Annotated in this window: 19 protein-coding genes; 17 read left to right on the plus strand and 2 right to left on the minus strand. The window is 73.1% G+C overall.

Annotation, left to right across the window (positions count from 1 at the left end):
* Positions 1–96: 96 nt before the first annotated feature.
* On the minus strand, positions 97–900 hold the full coding sequence (locus tag A949_RS0111380; RefSeq protein ID WP_019356134.1) for a hypothetical protein: 804 nt from the start codon (positions 898–900) through the stop codon (positions 97–99).
* 55 nt (positions 901–955) lie between these two features.
* On the opposite strand from A949_RS0111380, the gene rpsD reads away from it, so the two are divergent.
* From rpsD to nusB, 14 genes are all read left to right on the plus strand, one after another.
* A complete protein-coding gene (gene rpsD / locus A949_RS0111385; protein ID WP_019356135.1) occupies positions 956–1567 on the plus strand; it encodes a 30S ribosomal protein S4 in 612 nt (203 codons plus the stop codon).
* 251 nt (positions 1568–1818) lie between these two features.
* Entirely contained in the window at positions 1819–2259 is a 441-nt protein-coding gene (locus A949_RS0111390) for a DUF948 domain-containing protein (protein ID WP_078534385.1), read from the plus strand.
* A 6-nt stretch (positions 2260–2265) separates the two neighbouring features.
* Positions 2266–2679 (plus strand): DUF6167 family protein, encoded by a 414-nt coding sequence (locus A949_RS0111395; RefSeq protein WP_019356137.1) that lies wholly within the window; start codon positions 2266–2268, stop codon positions 2677–2679.
* Entirely contained in the window at positions 2679–5354 is a 2676-nt protein-coding gene (gene alaS, locus A949_RS0111400) for an alanine--tRNA ligase (protein ID WP_019356138.1), read from the plus strand. The genes A949_RS0111395 and alaS overlap by 1 nt, the downstream gene beginning before the upstream one ends.
* A complete protein-coding gene (gene ruvX, locus A949_RS0111405; RefSeq protein WP_019356139.1) occupies positions 5354–5857 on the plus strand; it encodes a Holliday junction resolvase RuvX in 504 nt (167 codons plus the stop codon). Before alaS ends, ruvX begins: the two co-directional genes overlap by 1 nt.
* Positions 5858–5998: 141 nt before the next feature.
* Positions 5999–7891 carry an endolytic transglycosylase MltG gene (mltG, locus tag A949_RS0111410; RefSeq protein ID WP_019356140.1) on the plus strand — a complete coding sequence of 631 codons (1893 nt, stop codon included), beginning with the start codon at positions 5999–6001 and terminating at the stop codon, positions 7889–7891.
* On the plus strand, positions 7891–8784 hold the full coding sequence (locus A949_RS0111415; protein WP_019356141.1) for a shikimate dehydrogenase: 894 nt from the start codon (positions 7891–7893) through the stop codon (positions 8782–8784). The genes mltG and A949_RS0111415 overlap by 1 nt, the downstream gene beginning before the upstream one ends.
* 170 nt (positions 8785–8954) lie before the next feature.
* Positions 8955–10139 (plus strand): chorismate synthase, encoded by a 1185-nt coding sequence (aroC, locus tag A949_RS0111420; protein WP_026004558.1) that lies wholly within the window; start codon positions 8955–8957, stop codon positions 10137–10139.
* Positions 10136–10669 (plus strand): shikimate kinase, encoded by a 534-nt coding sequence (locus A949_RS0111425; RefSeq protein ID WP_019356143.1) that lies wholly within the window; start codon positions 10136–10138, stop codon positions 10667–10669. The genes aroC and A949_RS0111425 overlap by 4 nt, the downstream gene beginning before the upstream one ends.
* Entirely contained in the window at positions 10666–11766 is a 1101-nt protein-coding gene (gene aroB / locus A949_RS0111430; protein WP_019356144.1) for a 3-dehydroquinate synthase, read from the plus strand. Before A949_RS0111425 ends, aroB begins: the two co-directional genes overlap by 4 nt.
* Positions 11767–11983: 217 nt before the next feature.
* Entirely contained in the window at positions 11984–12958 is a 975-nt protein-coding gene (locus tag A949_RS0111435; protein WP_019356145.1) for an AAA family ATPase, read from the plus strand.
* 191 nt (positions 12959–13149) lie between these two features.
* Positions 13150–14307 (plus strand): aminopeptidase P family protein, encoded by a 1158-nt coding sequence (locus A949_RS0111440; RefSeq protein WP_019356146.1) that lies wholly within the window; start codon positions 13150–13152, stop codon positions 14305–14307.
* Between the two features lie 84 nt (positions 14308–14391).
* Positions 14392–14958 (plus strand): elongation factor P, encoded by a 567-nt coding sequence (efp, locus tag A949_RS0111445; protein ID WP_019356147.1) that lies wholly within the window; start codon positions 14392–14394, stop codon positions 14956–14958.
* Between the two features lie 2 nt (positions 14959–14960).
* Positions 14961–15386, plus strand: a complete 426-nt coding sequence (gene nusB, locus A949_RS0111450) for a transcription antitermination factor NusB (protein WP_019356148.1) — start codon at positions 14961–14963, stop codon at positions 15384–15386.
* A gap of 327 nt (positions 15387–15713) precedes the next feature.
* Here nusB and bldD read toward each other — a convergent pair whose 3' ends face one another.
* A complete protein-coding gene (bldD, locus tag A949_RS0111455; protein WP_019356149.1) occupies positions 15714–16214 on the minus strand; it encodes a transcriptional regulator BldD in 501 nt (166 codons plus the stop codon).
* A 239-nt stretch (positions 16215–16453) separates the two neighbouring features.
* On the opposite strand from bldD, the gene pyrR reads away from it, so the two are divergent.
* The 3 genes from pyrR (at position 16454) to A949_RS0111470 (ending at position 19624) form a co-directional block, all read left to right on the plus strand.
* Positions 16454–17104 (plus strand): bifunctional pyr operon transcriptional regulator/uracil phosphoribosyltransferase PyrR, encoded by a 651-nt coding sequence (pyrR, locus tag A949_RS0111460; protein WP_019356150.1) that lies wholly within the window; start codon positions 16454–16456, stop codon positions 17102–17104.
* Between the two features lie 182 nt (positions 17105–17286).
* Positions 17287–18327, plus strand: coding sequence for an aspartate carbamoyltransferase catalytic subunit (locus tag A949_RS0111465; RefSeq protein ID WP_019356151.1), 1041 nt, complete (start codon positions 17287–17289; stop codon positions 18325–18327).
* A 1-nt stretch (position 18328) separates the two neighbouring features.
* Positions 18329–19624, plus strand: a complete 1296-nt coding sequence (locus A949_RS0111470) for a dihydroorotase (RefSeq protein ID WP_019356152.1) — start codon at positions 18329–18331, stop codon at positions 19622–19624.
* Positions 19625–19630 lie beyond the last annotated feature (6 nt).

A 19630-nucleotide genomic window follows, 5' to 3' on the forward strand; every position in this document is an offset into this window, starting at 1 on the left:
CTCCGGGCCCGGACACCTGCCGCGCCGCGACGGCCCCGGCCGCCGCGTGGCCCGCGGTGGCCGCCGGGCCGCTCTCCGGGCCCGCGGGCGGGTCCGTCAGCCGCCCGCGGCGAACAGGCCGTGCATCGCGCGGCGCAGCTCCGCCACCGTGCCGACCGGCTCGGCGAAGTCGAAGCGAGCGTCGGCGCAGGCTCCTTGCGCGCTCCAGCCGCGCACCCGCAGCCCGAACCGGTCGAGCGCCACCGGGACCGCCTGCTCCCACCCCTGGCAGGCGCACAGCCCGTGCACCTGCTCCCGGTGGGCGGCGGCCAGGTGCTGCAGCAGCTCCGCCTCGTGGCCGGCGAGCGGGTCGGGCGCGGCGGCGGCGAAGGCGTCGGGCTCCACGGACTCGGCGCCCCACAGGTCGTCGATCCAGCACTCGCCGACCTCCAGCCGCAGCATCCGCCGCGAGGTCCCCGCGACCGGGGCCGCGGGTGCGGCTTCGGCGAGCAGCCGGGCGCAGACCGCGCGGTCCTCGCCGCGTACCGGGGTGAGCCAGCCGGCGATCCAGGCGCGGCCCCGCACCCGGTGCGGCACGGAGACGGGTGCCACATCCGTGATCTCCATCACCGCGGTGAGGTCGTCGTCCTGTGCGTACGCGCTCATCCGGGCCTCCGGTGAGTCCGCGGCGACCAGCAGCAGGATGTCGCCCTCGGGGGTGACGGTGTGGGCCTGGGGGATCCCGGAGCCGGGTTCCCGCAGGTCGGGCTCGGCTCCGGGAATGGTCAGCAGGGCGGATACGCTGGATTGTGCGAGGGTTCGTACACGTTCGGCGGCGGTCGGCTGCCGGGCGTCTTCCACGGGACGCGGCTGTTCCTCCTCGGCGTCGGTGCCGGGCAGGGGGATCCCAGGTCGAAACATGCGTGCTCCTCAGCTAAGGTAAGGCTCACCTAACTTACACGGAGGTCCGTTCAACGTGAACCAGTCGCGTCCCAAGGTCAAGAAGTCGCGTGCCCTGGGCGTCGCGCTGACCCCGAAGGCCGTCAAGTACTTCGAACAGCGCCCGTACCCGCCCGGGGAGCACGGCCGGGGCCGCAAGCAGAACAGTGACTACAAGGTCCGGCTGCTGGAGAAGCAGCGGCTGCGCGCCCAGTACGACATCAGCGAGAGCCAGATGCGCCGCGCCTACGAGCGCGCCCGCAAGACCGGAGCCAAGACGGGTGAGGCCCTGGTCATCGAGCTGGAGCGGCGGCTGGACGCCCTCGTGCTCCGCTCCGGCCTGGCCCGCACGATCTACCAGGCCCGGCAGATGGTGGTGCACGGCCACATCGCGGTCAACGACCGCAAGGTCGACAAGCCCTCCTTCCGCGTCCGTCCCGACGACGTGGTGATGGTCCGCGAACGCAGCCGCACCAAGTACCCCTTCCAGGTCGCCCGCGAGGGCGGCTACGCCGGCGAGGGCGAGACCCCGCGCTACCTCCAGGTCAACCTGCAGGCGCTCGCCTTCCGTCTGGACCGGGACCCCAACCGCAAGGAGATCCCGGTGATCTGCGACGAGCAGCTCGTGGTCGAGTACTACGCCCGCTGACCGTCCCGCTGCGGCCGGCCCCGCCAGCCCGCCTGCCCGACGCCGGTTCCCTCCGGCAAGGGCACGGCGGGCTGCGGCGTTCCCGGGCGCTCCGCGGCGCGTACGCGCCGGTGCGGTGCGCCCGCGCCGCACCGGAATGCGGTACGGACGCGGCGGTCCGGCGCGATAAGGTCGGTACCGCGTACGCCGCCGCGGTCGGCCACCCGGCGAGCGGCGGCCGACCCCCATGACCTCAAGGGAAGCGGTGCAGCGTGTCCGGTGGAGAAGTGGCCGGCCTCCTCGTGGCCGTCTTCTGGGCGATCCTGGTGTCGTTCCTCGCCGTCGTGCTGGTGAGGCTCGCGCAGACGCTCAGGGCGGCGACCAAGCTGGTGACAGGTGTGACGGAACAGGCGGTCCCCCTCCTGGGAGAGGCGTCGGCGACCGTCCGTTCCGCGCAGACCCAGCTCGACCGCGTCGACGCCATCGCGACGGACGTCCAGGAGGTCACCTCCAACGCCTCGGCGCTCTCCTCCACCGTCTCGACCACCTTCGGCGGCCCGCTCGTCAAGGTCGCCGCCTTCGGCTACGGCGTGCGCCGCGCCCTGGGGCGCAAGGACGGACCGGAGCGGGAGGCGCGCGCGGGCCGCGGTGTGGTCGTCGGCCGTACCGTACCCGCCGGCCGCCGCGGCGGCCGCAAGCGTGGAAGGGGCTGAGCCCGGATGATCCGCCGAGCCTTCTGGTTCACCACCGGCGCCGCAGCCGGTGTCTGGGCCACCACCAAGGTCCAGCGCAAGATCCGCAGCCTCGCGCCGGACGCGCTGGCGCTGCGCGCCGCCGACAAGGCCGTCGAAGGCGGCCACCGGCTCAGGGAGTTCGCACTCGACGTGCGCGCGGGCATGGCCCAGCGGGAGGGCGAACTCAAGGACGCGCTCGGCCTGTCGGCAGCCGAGGAGGCCGACCGGCACCGGGAGCTCCCGGCCGGCCCGGCCGCCCCGCTCCCGCGGCAGCAGGAGCGGACGGTGCTGCGCGGGCAGGCCGCCCGGCCGCCCGGTGGTGCGCTCCCCGCCCAACCGGACCACCAGGACCACCAGTCCACCCCCGACCACCCGAACGACCGGAATGAGGACCACTGATGGAGTCGGCTGAAATCCGCCGCCGCTGGCTGCGCTTCTTCGAGGAGCGGGGGCACCATGTGGTGCCATCGGCGTCGCTGATCGCGGACGACCCGACGCTGCTGCTGGTCCCTGCCGGCATGGTGCCGTTCAAGCCGTACTTCCTGGGCGAGGTCACCCCGCCCTGGCAGCGGGCCACCAGCGTGCAGAAGTGCGTGCGGACGCCGGACATCGAAGAGGTCGGCAAGACCACCCGGCACGGCACCTTCTTCCAGATGTGCGGCAACTTCTCCTTCGGCGACTACTTCAAGGAGGGGGCCGCGAAGCTCGCCTGGGAGCTGCTGACCTCCTCGCCGGAGCAGGGCGGCTACGGGCTCGACCCCGAGCGGCTGTGGATCACCGTCTACGAGCAGGACGACGAGGCCGAGCGCATCTGGCGCGAGGTCGTCGGCGTGCCCCCCGAGCGCATCCAGCGCCTGGGCATGGAGGAGAACTACTGGTCCATGGGCGTACCCGGCCCGTGCGGGCCGTGCTCGGAGATCAACTACGACCGCGGCCCCGAGTTCGGCCCCGAGGGCGGCCCCGCCGTCAACGACGAGCGGTACGTCGAGCTGTGGAACCTCGTGTTCATGCAGTACGAGCGCGGCGAGGGCACCACCAAGACCGACTTCGAGATCCTCGGCGAGCTGCCCAGCAAGAACATCGACACCGGGCTCGGCCTGGAGCGCCTGGCGATGGTCCTGCAGGGCGTGCACAACATGTACGAGATCGACACCTCGCGCGCCGTCATCGACAAGGCCACCGCGCTGACCGGGGTCGCCTACGGCGCCGCCGAGGACACCGACGTGTCGCTGCGCGTGGTCTGCGACCACATCCGCACCTCCGTCATGCTCATCGGCGACGGGGTCACCCCCGGCAACGAGGGCCGCGGCTACGTGCTGCGCCGCATCATGCGCCGCGCCATCCGCAACATGCGCATCCTGGGCGCCACCGGCCCGGTCGTCGAGGACCTGATCGACGTCGTCATCACGACGATGGGCCGGCAGTACCCGGAACTGATCACCGACCGGAAGCGCATCGAGGCCGTCGCGCTCGCCGAGGAGGCCGCCTTCCTCAAGACGCTGAGGGCCGGTACCAACATCCTCGACACCGCCGTCACCGAGACCCGGAACGCGGGCAGCACCGTGCTGCCCGGCGACAAGGCCTTCCAGCTCCACGACACCTGGGGCTTCCCCATCGACCTCACCCTGGAGATGGCCGCCGAGCAGGGGCTGTCGGTGGACGAGCAGGGCTTCCGCCGGCTGATGAAGGAGCAGCGGGAGCGCGCCAAGGCCGATGCCAGGGCGAAGAAGACCGGCCACGCCGACCTGTCGGCCTACCGCGAGATCGCCGACACCGCCGGCTCCACCGACTTCACCGGCTACGCCGGCACCTCCGGTGAGGCCACGGTCGTCGGCCTGCTGGTCGACGGAGTCTCCGCACCCGCCGCCGGCGAGGGCGACGAGGTCGAGGTCGTCCTGGACCGCACCCCGTTCTACGCCGAGGGCGGCGGCCAGCTCGCCGACACCGGCCGCATCCGGCTGGAGGGCGGCGCCGTCGTCCGGGTGCGCGACGTCCAGCAGCCGGTGCCCGGTGTCAGCGTGCACAAGGGTTCCGTCCAGGTCGGCGAGGTCACCGTCGGCGCGTCCGCCTACGCGGAGATCGACGGGGACCGGCGCCGCTCCATCGCCCGGGCGCACAGCGCCACCCACCTCACCCACCAGGCGCTGCGCGACGCGCTCGGTCCGACGGCCGCGCAGGCCGGTTCGGAGAACGCCCCGGGCCGGTTCCGCTTCGACTTCGGTTCGCCCGCCGCCGTACCCGGCACGGTGCTCACCGACGTCGAGCAGAAGATCAACGAGGTGCTGGCCCGCGAGCTGGACGTGCACGCCGAGTACATGGGCATCGACGACGCCAAGAAGCAGGGCGCGCTGGCCGAGTTCGGCGAGAAGTACGGGCAGACCGTGCGCGTGGTCACCATCGGAGACTTCTCCAAGGAGCTGTGCGGCGGCACGCACGTGCACAACACCGCGCAGCTCGGCCTGGTCAAGCTGCTGGGCGAGTCGTCCATCGGCTCGGGCGTGCGCCGCGTCGAGGCGCTGGTCGGGGTGGACGCCTACAAGTTCCTCGCCCGCGAGCACACCGTCGTCTCGCAGCTGACCGAGCTGCTCAAGGGCCGCTCCGAGGACCTGCCCGAGCGGGTCTCCGGGATGCTGGGCAGGCTGAAGGACGCCGAGAAGGAGATCGAGCGGTTCCGCGCCGAGAAGGTGCTGCAGGCCGCCGCGGGGATCGCCGGGGAAGCCAAGGACGTGCGGGGCACCGCGCTGGCCGCGGCCCGGGTGCCGGACGGCACCACCGCCGACGACCTGCGCACCCTGGTGCTGGATGTCCGCCAGCGGCTCGGCAGCCGCCCTGGCGTGGTCGCGCTGTTCGCCGTCACGGGCGGGCGTCCGCTCACCGTCATCGCCACCAACGAGGCGGCCCGGGAGTCCGGGCTGCGCGCCGGTGATCTGGTGCGTGCGGCCGCCAAGACGCTCGGCGGCGGTGGCGGCGGCAAGCCGGACGTCGCCCAGGGCGGCGGGCAGAACCCGGAGGCCGTGGACGAGGCCGTGGCGGCGGTCGAGCGGCTGGTCGCCGAGGCCGGAGGCAACGCCTGATGGTCCCCGGCGCCGTGCCGTCCGAGGAGGCGGCGCCCTTCCGGCGCGGCCGGCGGCTCGCCGTGGACGTCGGGGACGCCAGGATCGGGGTCGCCTCCAGCGACCCCGACGGGGTTCTGGCCACTCCGGTGGAGACGGTTCCGGGGCGGGACGTCCCGGCCGCCCGGCGCCGGCTGGCGTCGCTGGTCGCGGAGTACGAGCCGTTGGAGGTCGTCGTCGGGCTGCCCCGTTCGCTGCACGGCGGCGAGGGCCCGGCGGCCGCCAAGGTCCGTGATTTCGCGCAGGAGTTGGCGAAAAACATCACACCGGTTCCGGTCCGGCTCGTCGACGAACGGCTGTCGACGGTCACGGCCGCGCAGGGGATGCGGGCCTCCGGTGTCGGTGCCAAAAAGGGACGTTCACGGATCGACCAGGCGGCCGCCGTGGTGATCCTGCAGAGCGCGCTGGAGACCGAGCGGACCTCCGGCCGGCCGCCGGGGCAGTGCGTCGAAGTGGTTGTCTGATCGCTGTACGGTAACGTTCCGCGCGACACGGCAGCCGCCGCTGCACCCTCCCGGCGCGTCCCGCATCCGGTTCGTCCGTGCGAGGCCCCCGGGGCAGCTTCGGGGCGTCACGGCTGCCGCTCTCGCGTGGCAAGGGGATCGATGACTGAGTACGACCAGGGCCATGGCTCCCAACCGTGGCACCCTGACGACCCCCTCTACGGGGACCAGGAGTGGCACGCGGCCCAGCAGGCCGGGTACCAGGGCGGCTGGCAGCAGGTTCCGCAGCAGGGGCAGTACTCCGGCCACCCCGGGCCCCCGCACGCCGAGCAGCAGTACCACCCGCAGCAGTACGCCCCCGGCGGCTGGGACGGCACCGGTCAGCAGGTCCCCGCCGGCGGTGCCGGATACGATCCCGGCCACCCGGCGCCGCCGTACGCCGGGCACTACGCGGACCCGTACGCCGCGGACGGCTACGGCACCGGTGGCCACTCCACGGGCGAGTACCCGACCGGCGAGTACGCCACCGGCGGGTATCAGCCCGGGTATCCGGCCGGTGCCCACCCCGAAGCGGGCCACGGCACGGGCGGATACCCTGTCGGCCCGCATCCGCAGTACCCGGGCGATCCGTACGCGACGGGCGGGTACCCCTCCGGCCCGTACCCCGGGGGCCACCACACCGGCGAGTACCCGACCGGTGAATACCACGCCGGTGAATTCCACACCGGCGAGTACCACACAGGCGAGTATCCGGCCGACCCGCGGACCGGCCACTACGGGGGGCAGGGCGGCTATCCGCCCGCTCCCGCCGACCCGCAGCAGCAGCCGGTGCCCCGGCCGCGGGAGGCGCCGGAACCGGACCCGGAGACGGGCTGGGACCCGGGCCCCGACCAGGGCGAGCACGCCTTCTTCGCGGACCGGGACGAGGACTACGACGAAGACGGCGACTTCGGGGACCACGACGAGCGCGGCGACCGGGGCCGCCGGGGCCGGGAGCGCGGCGGCAGGACCAAGGGCCGGCGCGGCTGCGGGCTGGTCATCGCCGTCGCCCTCGTGGCCGGGGTGGGGGTCGTCGGGTATGTCGGCCACGACTTCTACCAGAGCCACTTCGGTGCGGCGCCCGACTACTCGGGCAGCGGTTCCGGCGAGGTGATGGTCGACATCCCGGAGGGCGCCTCGCTCGCCGAGATGGGGCAGGTCCTCGAGAAGGGGGGCGTGGTCAAGAGCCCCGGTGCCTTCGTGGAAGCAGCCGACGCCAACGCCAAGGCGCAGAGCATCCAGGCCGGTACCTACACGCTCCGCAAGCGGATGTCCGGCGCGGACGCCGTGGCGATGATGCTCGACCCGGCCAGCCAGAACGGCCTCATCGTCGCGGAGGGCTGGCGGGCCTCGAAGATCTACGCCGAGATCGACAAGAAGCTGGACGTGGCGGAGGGGACCACGAAGAAGGCCGCCGAGTCCGGCGACATCGGCCTGCCCGACTGGGCGGACGGCAAGCCGGAAGGTTTCCTCTTCCCCTCCAAGTACAGCATCGGCAAGGCGAGCAAGCCGCGGGACGTGCTGCGCAAGATGGTCAAGCGGGCCGAGTCCGAGTACGCCAGGACCGGGCTGGAGGAGAAGGCCGAGAAGAGCGGCAAGACGCCGAAGGAGGTCCTCACCGTCGCCTCGCTCGTCCAGGCGGAGGCCCAGCAGGACCACGAGTTCGGCAAGGTCTCCCGCGTGATCCACAACCGTCTCGAGAAGGACATGCGGCTGGGCTTCGACTCCACCATCAACTACGCGATGGGGCGCTCGACCCTGAACACCTCGGTCGCGGACACCAAGTACCCCTCGCCGTACAACACCTACCTGCACAAGGGACTCCCGCCGGGCCCGATCGGCAATCCCGGGCACCAGGCGATCGAAGCGGCGCTGGAGCCGACCGAGGGCGACTGGCTGTACTTCGTCACGGTCAAGCCCGGCGACACGCGCTTCACCGACAGCGCGCGGGAACACCAGAAGAACGTCGAAGACTTCAACGAGGAACAGCGCAAGAAGAAGGAGGACGGGGGCTGATGCCGGCCACCACCGGACAGGAGGCCAGGCGCGCAGCCGTCCTCGGATCACCGGTCGCCCACTCGCTCTCGCCGGTCCTGCACCGGGCCGCCTACGCCGAGCTGGGCCTCGGCAACTGGACCTACGGCCGGTACCAGGTGGACGAGCAGGGCCTCGGCGGCTTCCTCGCCGGCCTGGACGACGGGGCGGGCCGCTGGGCGGGGCTGTCCCTGACCATGCCGCTGAAGCGGGCCGTCATCCCGCTGCTCGACGGGATCAGCCCGACGGCCGCCTCCGTGGAAGCCGTCAACACCGTGCTCTTCACCGAGGACGGGCGCCGCACCGGGGACAACACCGATGTCCCGGGCATGGTCGCCGCGCTCCGGGAGCGGGGCATCCGCTCCGTGGAGAGCGCCACCGTGCTGGGCGCGGGCGCCACCGCGTCCTCGGCACTGGCCGCCCTCGCGCGGATCCGCGCGGACGGCAGCGGCGACGGCAGTGGGACCGGCGGGACCGGCGGGACCGGCGAGATCACCGTCTATGTGCGCAGCGCGGAGCGGGCCCGTGAGATGCGGGGCTGGGGGGAGCGGCTCGGCGTACCCGTACGCACGGCCGACTGGGCACGGGCCGCCGAGGGGCTGGCGGCCCCGCTGGTCGTCTCCACCACTCCCGCGGGCGCCACCGACGGACTCGCCGCCGCCGCGCCCGCCGCGGGCGGCACCCTCTTCGACGTCCTCTACGACCCGTGGCCCACCGCGCTGGCCGCCGCCTGGCACGGCCCGGTACTGGGCGGTCTCGACCTGCTGGTGCACCAGGCCGTGCTCCAGGTGGAGCTGATGACCGGCCGCAGCCCCGCACCACTCGCCGCCATGCGGGCGGCCGGCGAGGCGGAACTGGCGGCCCGCGCGGGGTGACCCTGCGGCCGCCCGGCCGGCTCCCGCCGGGCCCGGCGGGCCGGTCAGCGCTCCGGGGTGCTGTTCACATGGCGGGACGGTGCGGGCTTGGGGCAAGCGCCTCCCCGGCGGCATGGGAGGATCGTGCGCAGGAACGTGGACGGGCCGCGAAGCGGCCGAGAGGAGCACCGTTGAGCAGGTTGCGCTGGCTGACCGCGGGGGAGTCGCACGGCCCCGCACTCGTGGCGACCCTGGAGGGGCTGCCCTCCGGTGTGCCGGTGACCACCGACATGGTCGCCGACGAGCTGGCCCGGCGCCGCCTGGGCTACGGCCGCGGCGCCCGGATGAAGTTCGAGCGGGACGAGGTCACCTTCCTCGGCGGCGTACGGCACGGACTCAGCCTCGGCTCCCCGGTCGCGGTCATGGTGGGGAACACCGAGTGGCCCAAGTGGCAGCAGGTGATGGCGGCCGATCCGGTCGACCCCGCGGAACTGGAGCAGTCGGCCCGCAACGCCCCCCTCACCCGGCCGCGGCCCGGCCACGCGGACCTGGCGGGCATGCAGAAGTACGGCTTCGACGAGGCCCGGCCGGTCCTGGAGCGCGCCTCGGCCCGCGAGACCGCGGCCCGTGTCGCACTCGGCACGGTCGCACGCTCGTACCTGCGGGAGACCACCGGCGTCGAGATCGTCTCGCACGTGGTGGAACTGGGCGCGGCGCAGGCGCCGTACGGCACCGTCCCCGAACCCGGCGATGTGGCCCGGCTGGACGCCGACCCGGTGCGCTGCCTGGACGCCGCGGCGAGCGAGGCGATGGTCGCGCAGATCGACCAGGCGCACAAGGACGGCGACACCCTCGGCGGCGTCGTCGAGGTCGTGGCGCACGGCGTACCCGTCGGACTGGGCTCGCACGTGCACGGGGACCGGCGGCTGGACGCGCGGCTGGCCGGGGCGCTCATGGGGATCCAGGCCATCAAGGGCGTGGAGTTGGGCGACGGCTTCGCCCTGGCCCGGGTGCCCGGCTCCCAGGCGCACGACGAGATCGTCCCGGGCCCGGACGGCATCCGCCGCTCCTCCGGGCGCAGCGGCGGAACCGAGGGCGGGCTGTCCACCGGTGAGCTGCTGCGGGTCCGCGCCGCGATGAAGCCGATCGCGACCGTGCCGCGGGCCCTGGCCACCGTCGACGTACGCACCGGCGAAGCCGACACGGCGCACCACCAGCGGTCCGATGTGTGTGCCGTGCCGGCGGCGGGCATCGTGGCCGAGGCCATGGTGGCGCTGGTGCTGGCGGACGCGGTGGCCGAGAAGTTCGGCGGGGACAGCGTCACCGAGACCCGCCGCAACGTCCGTGGCTTCCTCGACAACCTGGAGATCCGGTGACCGGCCCCCTCGTCGTGCTGGTCGGCCCGATGGGGGTCGGCAAATCCACCGTCGGCGCGCTCCTCGCCGAGCGGCTCGGTGTGACCTGCCGCGACACCGACCAGGATGTCGCGGAGCAGGCGGGCAAGTCCGTCTCGGACATCTTTCTGGAGGAGGGTGAGCCGCACTTCCGCGAGCTGGAGCGGACGGCCGTGGCCGCCGCGCTGCGCGAGCACCGCGGAGTGCTCGCCCTCGGCGGCGGCGCCGTCCTCGCGGAGGAGACCAGGGCGTTGCTGACCGGGCGGCCGGTGGTGTTCCTGGAGATGGGACTGACCGAGGCCGTCAAGCGCGTCGGGCTGGACGCTCCGCGCCCCCTGCTCGTCATCAACCCGCGGCAGCAGTGGCGCAGGCTGATGGAGGAGCGCAGGCCGCTGTACACCGAGGTGGCCCGCGTCGTGGTCAGCACCGAGGACCGCACGCCCGACCAGGTCGCCGACGAGATCCTCACCGCCCTTCAGCCACCGTCCACCCAGCCGGAGAAGCAGCAATGACAACCCAGGACTCCGCCGTCACCCGGATCGCCGTCGGCGGCACCGCGGGCACCGACCCCTACGAGGTGCTCGTGGGGCGGCAACTGCTCGGCGAACTCCCCGGTCTGATCGGCGCCGACGCGCGGCGGGTCGCCGTCCTGCACCCCGAGGCGCTGGCCTCGACCGGGGAGGCGCTGCGCGACGATCTGGCGGAACAGGGGTACGAGGCCATCGCCGTCCAGCTGCCCAACGCCGAGGAGTCCAAGACCGCGGAGGTCGCGGCCTACTGCTGGAAGGCGCTGGGGCAGACCGGATTCACCCGCACCGATGTGATCGTCGGCGTCGGCGGCGGGGCCACCACCGACGTGGCCGGTTTCGTCGCGGCCACCTGGTTGCGCGGGGTGCGCTGGATCGCGGTGCCGACCACCGTGCTGGGCATGGTGGACGCCGCGGTGGGCGGCAAGACGGGTATCAACACCGCCGAGGGCAAGAACCTGGTGGGCGCCTTCCATCCGCCCGCCGGGGTGCTGTGCGACCTCGCGGCGCTGGAGTCGCTGGGGGTGCACGACTACGTCAGCGGCCTCGCGGAGATCATCAAGGCGGGTTTCATCGCCGACCCGGCCATCCTGGAGCTCATCGAGTCCGATCCGGCGGCCGCGCGGACTCCGCAGGGCCCGCACACCGCGGAGCTGATCGAACGCTCGATCAGGGTGAAGGCGGAGGTGGTCTCCGAGGACCTGAAGGAGTCGGGCCGCCGCGAGATCCTCAACTACGGGCACACGCTCGGCCATGCGATCGAGAAGAACGAGCGCTACGACTGGCGACACGGTGCGGCCGTCTCGGTCGGCATGGTCTTCGCGGCCGAACTCGGCCGGATCGCCGGCCGCCTCGACGACGCGACGGCCGACCGGCACCGCGCGGTGCTGGAATCGGTGGGGCTGCCCGTCAGCTACCGCGGCGACCAGTGGCCCAAGCTGCTGGACACCATGAAGGTCGACAAGAAGTCACGCGGCGACCGGCTGCGCTTCATCGTGCTGGAGGGGCTGGCCAAGCCGGCCGTCCTGGAGAGCCCCGACCCCGCGATGCTGCTGGCCGCGCACGCCGAGATCGCCGCCTGACACCCCTGCCGCCCGGGCTCCGGCCCCCGCCCGCCCGGCGGGGGCGGCCGGGGCGGCCGGTCGCGTGGGAACCGGGGTGCCCGGCGCGTGCGTCGGGCACTCGGGAGCGGATCCGGCCGTTCACACGGAGACGGACGGGGAAGGTACCGTCAGTATTCGCACAACACTCGGCGTTGCGCCGCAGCGCCTTCACACGCGGGACGGAGTTGGGGTCCGGATGCAGCACAACGGTGCCCGAGGCGCCTACGGAGGCTTCGGGGCGCAGTGGTCCGCACCCCCGCCGGCCCCCGGTGCCCGTTCGGCGCCGGAACCGGCGCCGCAGCACCCCCAGCCGCAGCCGCCACCGCCGCGCCCGCACCACCAGGCACCTCCGCCGCAGCCGCCCCGCCCGCACGCGCCGGCCCCCCCGCCGACTCAACCGCCGCATCCTGCGCAGCCGCCTCAGCAGCATCCGCATCCCGTCCCGGACGGGACTCCGTCCGACCCCGCGCCGCCCGCGCCCCCCGCGGGCGCACCCCCGCAGCCCGGCAGCGCTCCGCCCGGGGGAGAGGCGACGGGCCACGTCAAGCTCCCTCCGGGTGCGCCGGTCGAGGTCCCGGCCCCCGGCGCCACCCCGGCCCAGCTGGACGCCACCCGGGCCGCGGTCGCCGTCCTGCTGATCGGGCCGGCCGGTGCGGGCAAGACCACGGTCGCCCGCTACTGGGCCGGGCACCGGGCGGTCCCCACGGCCCACATCAGCCTCGACGACGTACGCGAGTGGGTCCACTCGGGCTTCGCCGACCCGCAGACGGGCTGGAACGAGAACTCCGAGGCCCAGTACCGGCTGGCCCGGCGGACCTGCGGCTTCGCGGCCCGCAACTTCCTGGCCAACGGCATCTCCTGCATCCTGGACGACGCGGTCTTCCCGGACTGGCCCGTCATCGGGCTCGGCGGCTGGAAGCGGCACGTGGGCCCCGGCCTCATCCCCGTGGTGCTGCTGCCCGGGCTGGACATCGTCCTGGAACGGAACGCGGAGCGCACCGGCAACAGACGGCTCTCCGACGAGGAGGTGGCGCACATCCACGGCCGGATGGCGGGCTGGTACAGCTCCGGGCTGCCGATCATCGACAACTCGCGCCAGGACGTGGCCAGCACCGCACGCATGCTGGACAACGTGGTCGCCCGCAGCCTGGCCAGCCCGGTGAGCTGGTGACCGGCGGCGGCAGCGCTGTTCCGGGTGCCCTCTCGAGGGTGTTTCCCGGGCGCCCGCCGGGCCCCGGGGCGGCCCGGGGCTCCGGCACCGGCCGCACCGCCGTCCGGCAGCTGAGCTGACGATCGTTCCCGGATCGCCCGCACGGCCGTGTCCGGGCGGCCGTCCGGCCGGGCGCTGCGTACCCTCGGCATATGTCCGAGGTGCATGTGTCCCGCCGTGCCCGGCTGCGTGACCGCTGCGCGGCGAGCACCGCCCACGACGGCCCCGCCGACGCGGTGCTGATCTCCCGACCCGCCAATGTCCGGTATCTGACCGGCCGCGCCGCACCCGGCAGCGTCCTGCTGCTGGGGCCGGACGGCGCCGACACCCTGGTGTCGGCTGCGGGGGAGGGCCCGGCCAACGGCGCCCACCCGGCCGACGACCTGCGCGAGCTCACGCTGGAGGTGCCGAGCGGGACGGATTCCGCCGAGGCGCTCGGCGCTGCCGGGTACGACGCCGCCGTGGCCGCCGCCGGGATCGCCGAGCGGAGCGGTGCCGGTGCGCTGGCCGTGGAGGAGCACCATCTGACCGTCGCTCGGCACCGGGCACTGGCGGCCGTCGCCCCCTCGGTGCGGCTCGCGGACCTCGGGCTGGCGGTGGAACAGCAGCGGGTGATCAAGGACGAGGAGGAGATCTCCGCGCTGCGGGTCGCCGCCGAGATCACCGATCAGGCTCTCGGCGAGCTGCTGGAGTCGATCCTGGTGGGGCGTACCGAACGGCATCTCGCGCTGGAGCTGGAGCGCCGGCTCATCGATCACGGCGCCGAGGGCGCCGCACTGCCCACCTCGGTCGCGGCCGGCCCCAACTCCGGGCTGCCCGGCCACCGGCCGACCGACCGGCGGGTGGAGGAGGGGGATTTCCTCTCCGTGCGGCTGGGTGCCCGCTACCGCGGATACGGCTGCCAGATCGGCCGCACCTTCGTCATCGGCACCGCGCCCGAGACCTGGCAGATCGAGCTCTACGACACCGTCTTCGCCGCTCAGCGGGCTGCCAGGGAGTCGCTGGGGCCGGGTACCGAGTGCCGTGAGGTGGACCGCGCCGCGCGCCAGGTGCTGGCGGCGGCGGGGCACGGCGCGGCGCTGGGGGAGTCGACGGGGCACGGGGTCGGCCTGGAAATCGGTGAGGACCCTCGGCTGTCGCCCGAGGCCGTGGGTAAACTGGACGCTTGTGTGCCGGTCACCGTCGAACCGGGGGTCCATCTCCCGGGCCGGGGCGGTGTCCGGATCGACGACACACTCGTCGTCCGCCCGCAGGCGGACGGCGGACCCGAGCTACTCACCATCACGACCAAGGAGCTGCTCGCCCTCTAGCCCCCGCGGGGGCTCAGCCCACGGGCCGTCGGAGGCGTGGCAGTCGCCCTGGTCTCCGCAGCAGTCTCAGGAGATTCCGCAACCGTGGCATCCACGAACGACCTCAAGAACGGCATGGTGCTCAAGCTCGACGGCGGCCAACTCTGGTCCGTTGTCGAGTTCCAGCACGTCAAGCCCGGCAAGGGGCCGGCTTTTGTCCGTACGAAGCTGAAGAACGTCCTCTCCGGCAAGATCGTCGACAAGACGTTCAACGCGGGCACCAAGGTCGAGACGGCCACCGTGGACCGACGGGACATGCAGTTCTCGTACATGGACGGCGACTACTTCGTCTTCATGGACATGCAGACCTTCGACCAGCTCCACATCGACCGCAAGACCGTCGGTGACGCGGCCAACTACCTGATCGAGGGCTTCGACGCCACCGTCGCGCAGCACGAGGGCGAGGTGCTCTACGTCGAGCTGCCCGCCGCTGTCGAGCTCAAGATCAAGCACACCGAACCGGGTGTCCAGGGCGACCGCTCCACCGGCGGCTCCAAGCCCGCCGAGCTGGAGACCGGCTACAGCATCCAGGTGCCGCTCTTCATCACGACCGATGAGAAGATCAAGGTCGACACGCGCTCCGGCGAGTACCTCGGCCGGGTGAACAACTAACCGTGGCCGCACGCAACAAGGCCCGCAAGCGCGCCTTCCAGATCCTCTTCGAGGCCGACCAGCGCGGTGCCGACGTGCGCACCGTGCTCGCGGACTGGTTGCGGCTCGCCCGGACGGATTCCCGGCAGCCGCCGGTCTCCGAGTACACGATGACCCTCGTCGAGGGATACGCGGGCAACGCCGCGCGTATCGACGAGCTGCTGTCCACCTACGCGGTCGACTGGACGCTGGACCGGATGCCCGACGTGGACCGGGGCATCCTGCGGCTGGGTCTCTACGAGCTGCTGTGGGTGGACGAGGTGCCCGACGCGGTCGCCATCGACGAGGCCGTCCAGCTCGCCAAGGAGTTCTCGACGGACGAGTCGCCGGGCTTCGTCAACGGCCTGCTCGGCCGGTTGAAGGAGCTCAAGCCGACGCTCCTGCGCTGACACCCGCCCGCCGCGGCGGGGAGAGGTTTCCGCTCTTCCCGCCGGCAGGGGTGTCCCGGTCCGGTGGCAGCGGGTGTCCCGGTCCGGCGACCGGGGAGCACGGCTGCGGCGCCCGGGACCGGCCGCAGCACAGACGGAACCGGCGGTGCCGGACCGACCACGACCCGTCCGAGAACGGGTGGGGCGGTCCGGCACCGCCGGTCTGCGCCGCGGAGCGGATCGCCGCCGCGCGGCGGGCACGGAGCCCGGCGCCGACGCGACGGATGTGCTGCCCGGCGCCGGGGCCGGCCCCCCGACGGGACGAGGGGCGCCTCCCCGGCGAGCGGGTCAGACCTCTTCGTGCGAGACGGCCCGGCGGGCGTCCGCGTCGAGCACGCCCCAGCCGATGAGCTGCTCCGTCAGCACGGAGGGCGACTGGTCGTAGATGACGGCCAGGGTCCGCAGGTCGTCCTGGCGGATGGAGAGGACCTTGCCGTTGTAGTCCCCGCGCTGCGACTGGATCGTCGCCGCGTACCGCTGGAGCGGACCCGCCTTGTCGGCCGGGACGTGGGCCAGGCGCTCCAGGTCGAGCACCAGCTTCGGCGGCGGCTCGGCGGCCCCGCCCGGAGTGGTGCCCGGCAGCAGCTCCTGCACCGGCACTCCGTAGAAGTCGGCCAGCTCGGCGAGGCGCTGCACGGTCACGGCCCGGTCGCCGCGCTCGTACGAGCCCACCACGACCGCCTTCCAGCGGCCCTGGGACTTCTCCTCGACACCGTGGAGGGAGAGGCCCTGCTGGGTGCGGATGGCGCGGAGCTTGGCTCCGAGCTGTTTGGCGTATTCGCTGGACATATGGCTCCCCGGACGCTGTTTCGCTGAGCGGCTGCGCCATGCGGTTCGCTGCGCCGCGCGCTTCGTAACTCACTGTGAGGTTACGCAGCGTAATGTGCCGCGTCAAGCCGAGGGGGGCCGAACGGCTGGCTCCGCCCCCTCGCACGGACCGGTGAGCGGGTCCTGGTAGCGTTGACGGGCAACAGCAAGACGTCCTTTAAGGCCCGTCCCGTGAGGCGGGGAAGGGGGTCCGATTCTTCATGGACGACCACACTCCGAGCCTGCATCCGGCACGCCCCGTGCTGGAGGCCCCGGACATCATGCGGGTGCTCACCCGCATCGCCCACGAGATCGTCGAGCGCGCCAAGGGCGCCGACGACGTGGTACTTCTCGGCATTCCCACCCGCGGCGTCTTCCTCGCCCGGCGGCTGGCGGCCAAGCTCCAGGAGATCACCGGCAGCGCGATCCCGGTCGGCTCGCTCGACATCACGATGTACCGGGACGATCTCCGCCTCGGCCCCGCGCGGGCCCTCGCGCACACCGAGATCCCGGCCGACGGGGTCGACGGACGACTCGTCGTGCTCGTCGACGACGTGCTCTATTCCGGCCGCACCATTCGTGCCGCTCTGGATGCCCTGGGTGACATCGGCCGTCCGCGTGCGGTGCAACTCGCCGTCCTCGTGGACCGCGGTCACCGCGAGCTTCCGATCCGCGCCGACTACGTGGGCAAGAACCTGCCCACCTCGCAGCGCGAGACCGTCAAGGTCCAGCTCACCGAGGAGGACGGGCACGACGGCGTCCTGCTCGGCACCCGTCTCCCCGCATCCGAGGCGTCCGGCGCGGAGTCCGAGGCGGTGTCCGGCGCCGGGAGAACGGCAGCAGGCCGCCCCGGTAACGCCCCGGCGGGCTAGCGCCCGCCCCACCACCGCCGCACGCGCCCGCGCGGTGCGCATGCCGCCGCGCGCGGCACACCACCGCACGCCCCGGCGCACGCTCTCCCGGTCTGCCCGCACGCGCACGCTGCCCCGGCGCGCCCGCGCGCGAGCTCTCGCGACGACCTCACATCCCACCCACGGAAGGCCCAAGGCAACAGATGAAGCGTCACCTCATCTCGGCCGCCGACCTCACCCGCGACGACGCCGTCCTCATCCTCGACACCGCCGAGGAGATGGCCCGGTTCGCCGACCGGCCGATCAAGAAGCTGCCCACCCTGCGCGGCCGCACCATCGTCAACCTCTTCTTCGAGGACTCCACCCGCACCCGGATCTCCTTCGAGGCGGCCGCCAAGCGGCTGTCCGCCGACGTCATCAACTTCTCCGCCAAGGGCTCCTCCGTCTCCAAGGGCGAGTCCCTCAAGGACACCGCGCTGACCCTGGAGGCCATGGGGGCCGACGCCGTGGTCATCCGGCACCACGAGTCCGGGGCCCCGCACCGGCTGGCCACCTCCGAGTGGATCGGCGGCTCCGTCATCAACGCGGGCGACGGCACCCACGAGCACCCCACCCAGGCGCTGCTGGACGCCTTCACCGTGCGCCGCCGGCTGGTGGGCCGGGAGGGGGCCGCCCTCGACGGCCGGCGGATCACGATCGTGGGCGACATCCTGCACAGCCGGGTCGCCCGCTCCAACGTCCATCTGCTCAGCGCCCTGGGCGCCCACGTCACGCTCGTCGCGCCGCCCACCCTGCTGCCCATCGGCGTGGAGCGCTGGCCGTGCGAGGTCTCCTACGACCTGGACGCCGTGCTGGCCAAGTCCGACGCCGTGATGATGCTGCGTGTCCAGCGGGAGCGGATGAACGCGGCCTTCTTCCCCACCGAGCGTGAGTACGCCCGCCGCTACGGCCTCGACGGCGAGCGCATGGCGCGGATGCCCGAGCACGCCGTGGTGATGCACCCCGGACCGATGAACCGCGGTATGGAGATCACCGCCGGGGTGGCCGACTCGCCCCGCTGCACCGCCGTCGAGCAGGTCGCCAACGGCGTCAGCATCCGGATGGCCGTGATGTACCTGCTGCTCGGCGGCGCCGAGCCGGCCCTCTCCCGGTCCGAGGAGAGCCGCGCCGAGACCGCGCCCGCCGAGGCCGCATCCACCGCGGCAGCCCGCACCGGGGCAGCCCGTACCGAGGAGGACAACTGAGATGACTGAGCAGAAGAAGACGCTGCTGCGCGGTGCCAAGGTCCTCGGCGGCGAGCCGCAGGACGTCCTGATCGAGGGCACGCTGATCGCCGGTGTCGGACCGGGGCTGGCGGTGGCCGGCGCGGAGGTGGTCGAGACCGGCGGCGCCGTGCTGCTGCCCGGTCTGGTCGACCTGCACACCCATCTGCGCGAGCCCGGCCGCGAGGATTCCGAGACCGTGCTGACGGGCACCCGGGCCGCCGCCAGGGGCGGCTACACCGCCGTGCACGCCATGGCCAACACCTTCCCCGTCGCCGACACCGCCGGTGTGGTCGAGCAGGTGTGGCGGCTGGGCAACGAGTACGGCTACTGCGACGTGCGCCCCGTCGGAGCCGTCACCGTCGGCCTGGAGGGCAAGCAGCTCGCCGAGCTGGGGGCCATGCACGACTCCGCCGCGGGGGTGCGGGTCTTCTCGGACGACGGCAAGTGCGTCGACGACGCGGTGATCATGCGGCGCGCGCTGGAGTACGTGAAGGCGTTCGACGGCGTCGTCGCCCAGCACGCCCAGGAGCCGCGGCTGACCGCCGGTGCCCAGATGAACGAGGGCATCGTCTCGGCCGAGCTGGGTCTGCAGGGCTGGCCCGCCGTCGCCGAGGAGTCGATCATCGCCCGGGACGTGCTGCTCGCCGCGCACGTCGGCTCGCGGGTGCACATCTGCCACCTGTCGACCGCCGGCTCCGTGGAGATCGTGCGCTGGGCCAAGTCCAAGGGCTGGAACGTGACCGCCGAGGTCACCCCGCACCACCTGCTGCTCACCGACGAGCTCGTCCGGTCCTACAACCCGGTCTACAAGGTCAACCCGCCGCTGCGCACCGAGGACGACGTACTGGCGCTCCGCGAGGCGCTGGCCGACGGCACCATCGACTGCGTCGCCACCGATCACGCGCCGCACCCGCACGAGGACAAGGACTGCGAGTGGGGCGCGGCCGCCATGGGCATGGTCGGCCTGGAGACCGCGCTGTCCGTGGTGCAGCACACCATGGTCGACACCGGGCTGCTGGACTGGGCGCAGGTCGCCGACCGGATGTCCCACCGGCCCGCGGAGATCGGCCGCCTGGCGGGTCACGGCCGCCCCGTCTCACCCGGTGAGCCGGCGAACCTGGTTCTGCTGGACGCGGACTACCGTGGGCAGGTGGACCCCGCGGGCTTCGCCTCCCGCAGCGCCAACACCCCCTACCAGGGTCGTGAGCTGCCCGGCCGCGTCATCCGCAGCTGGCTGCGGGGTCGGCCGACGGTCGTTGACGGGAAACTCGTGTGAGCAGTG

The organism is Streptomyces sp. AA1529 (genome assembly GCF_000280905.1).
GTDB lineage: Bacteria > Actinomycetota > Actinomycetes > Streptomycetales > Streptomycetaceae > Streptomyces.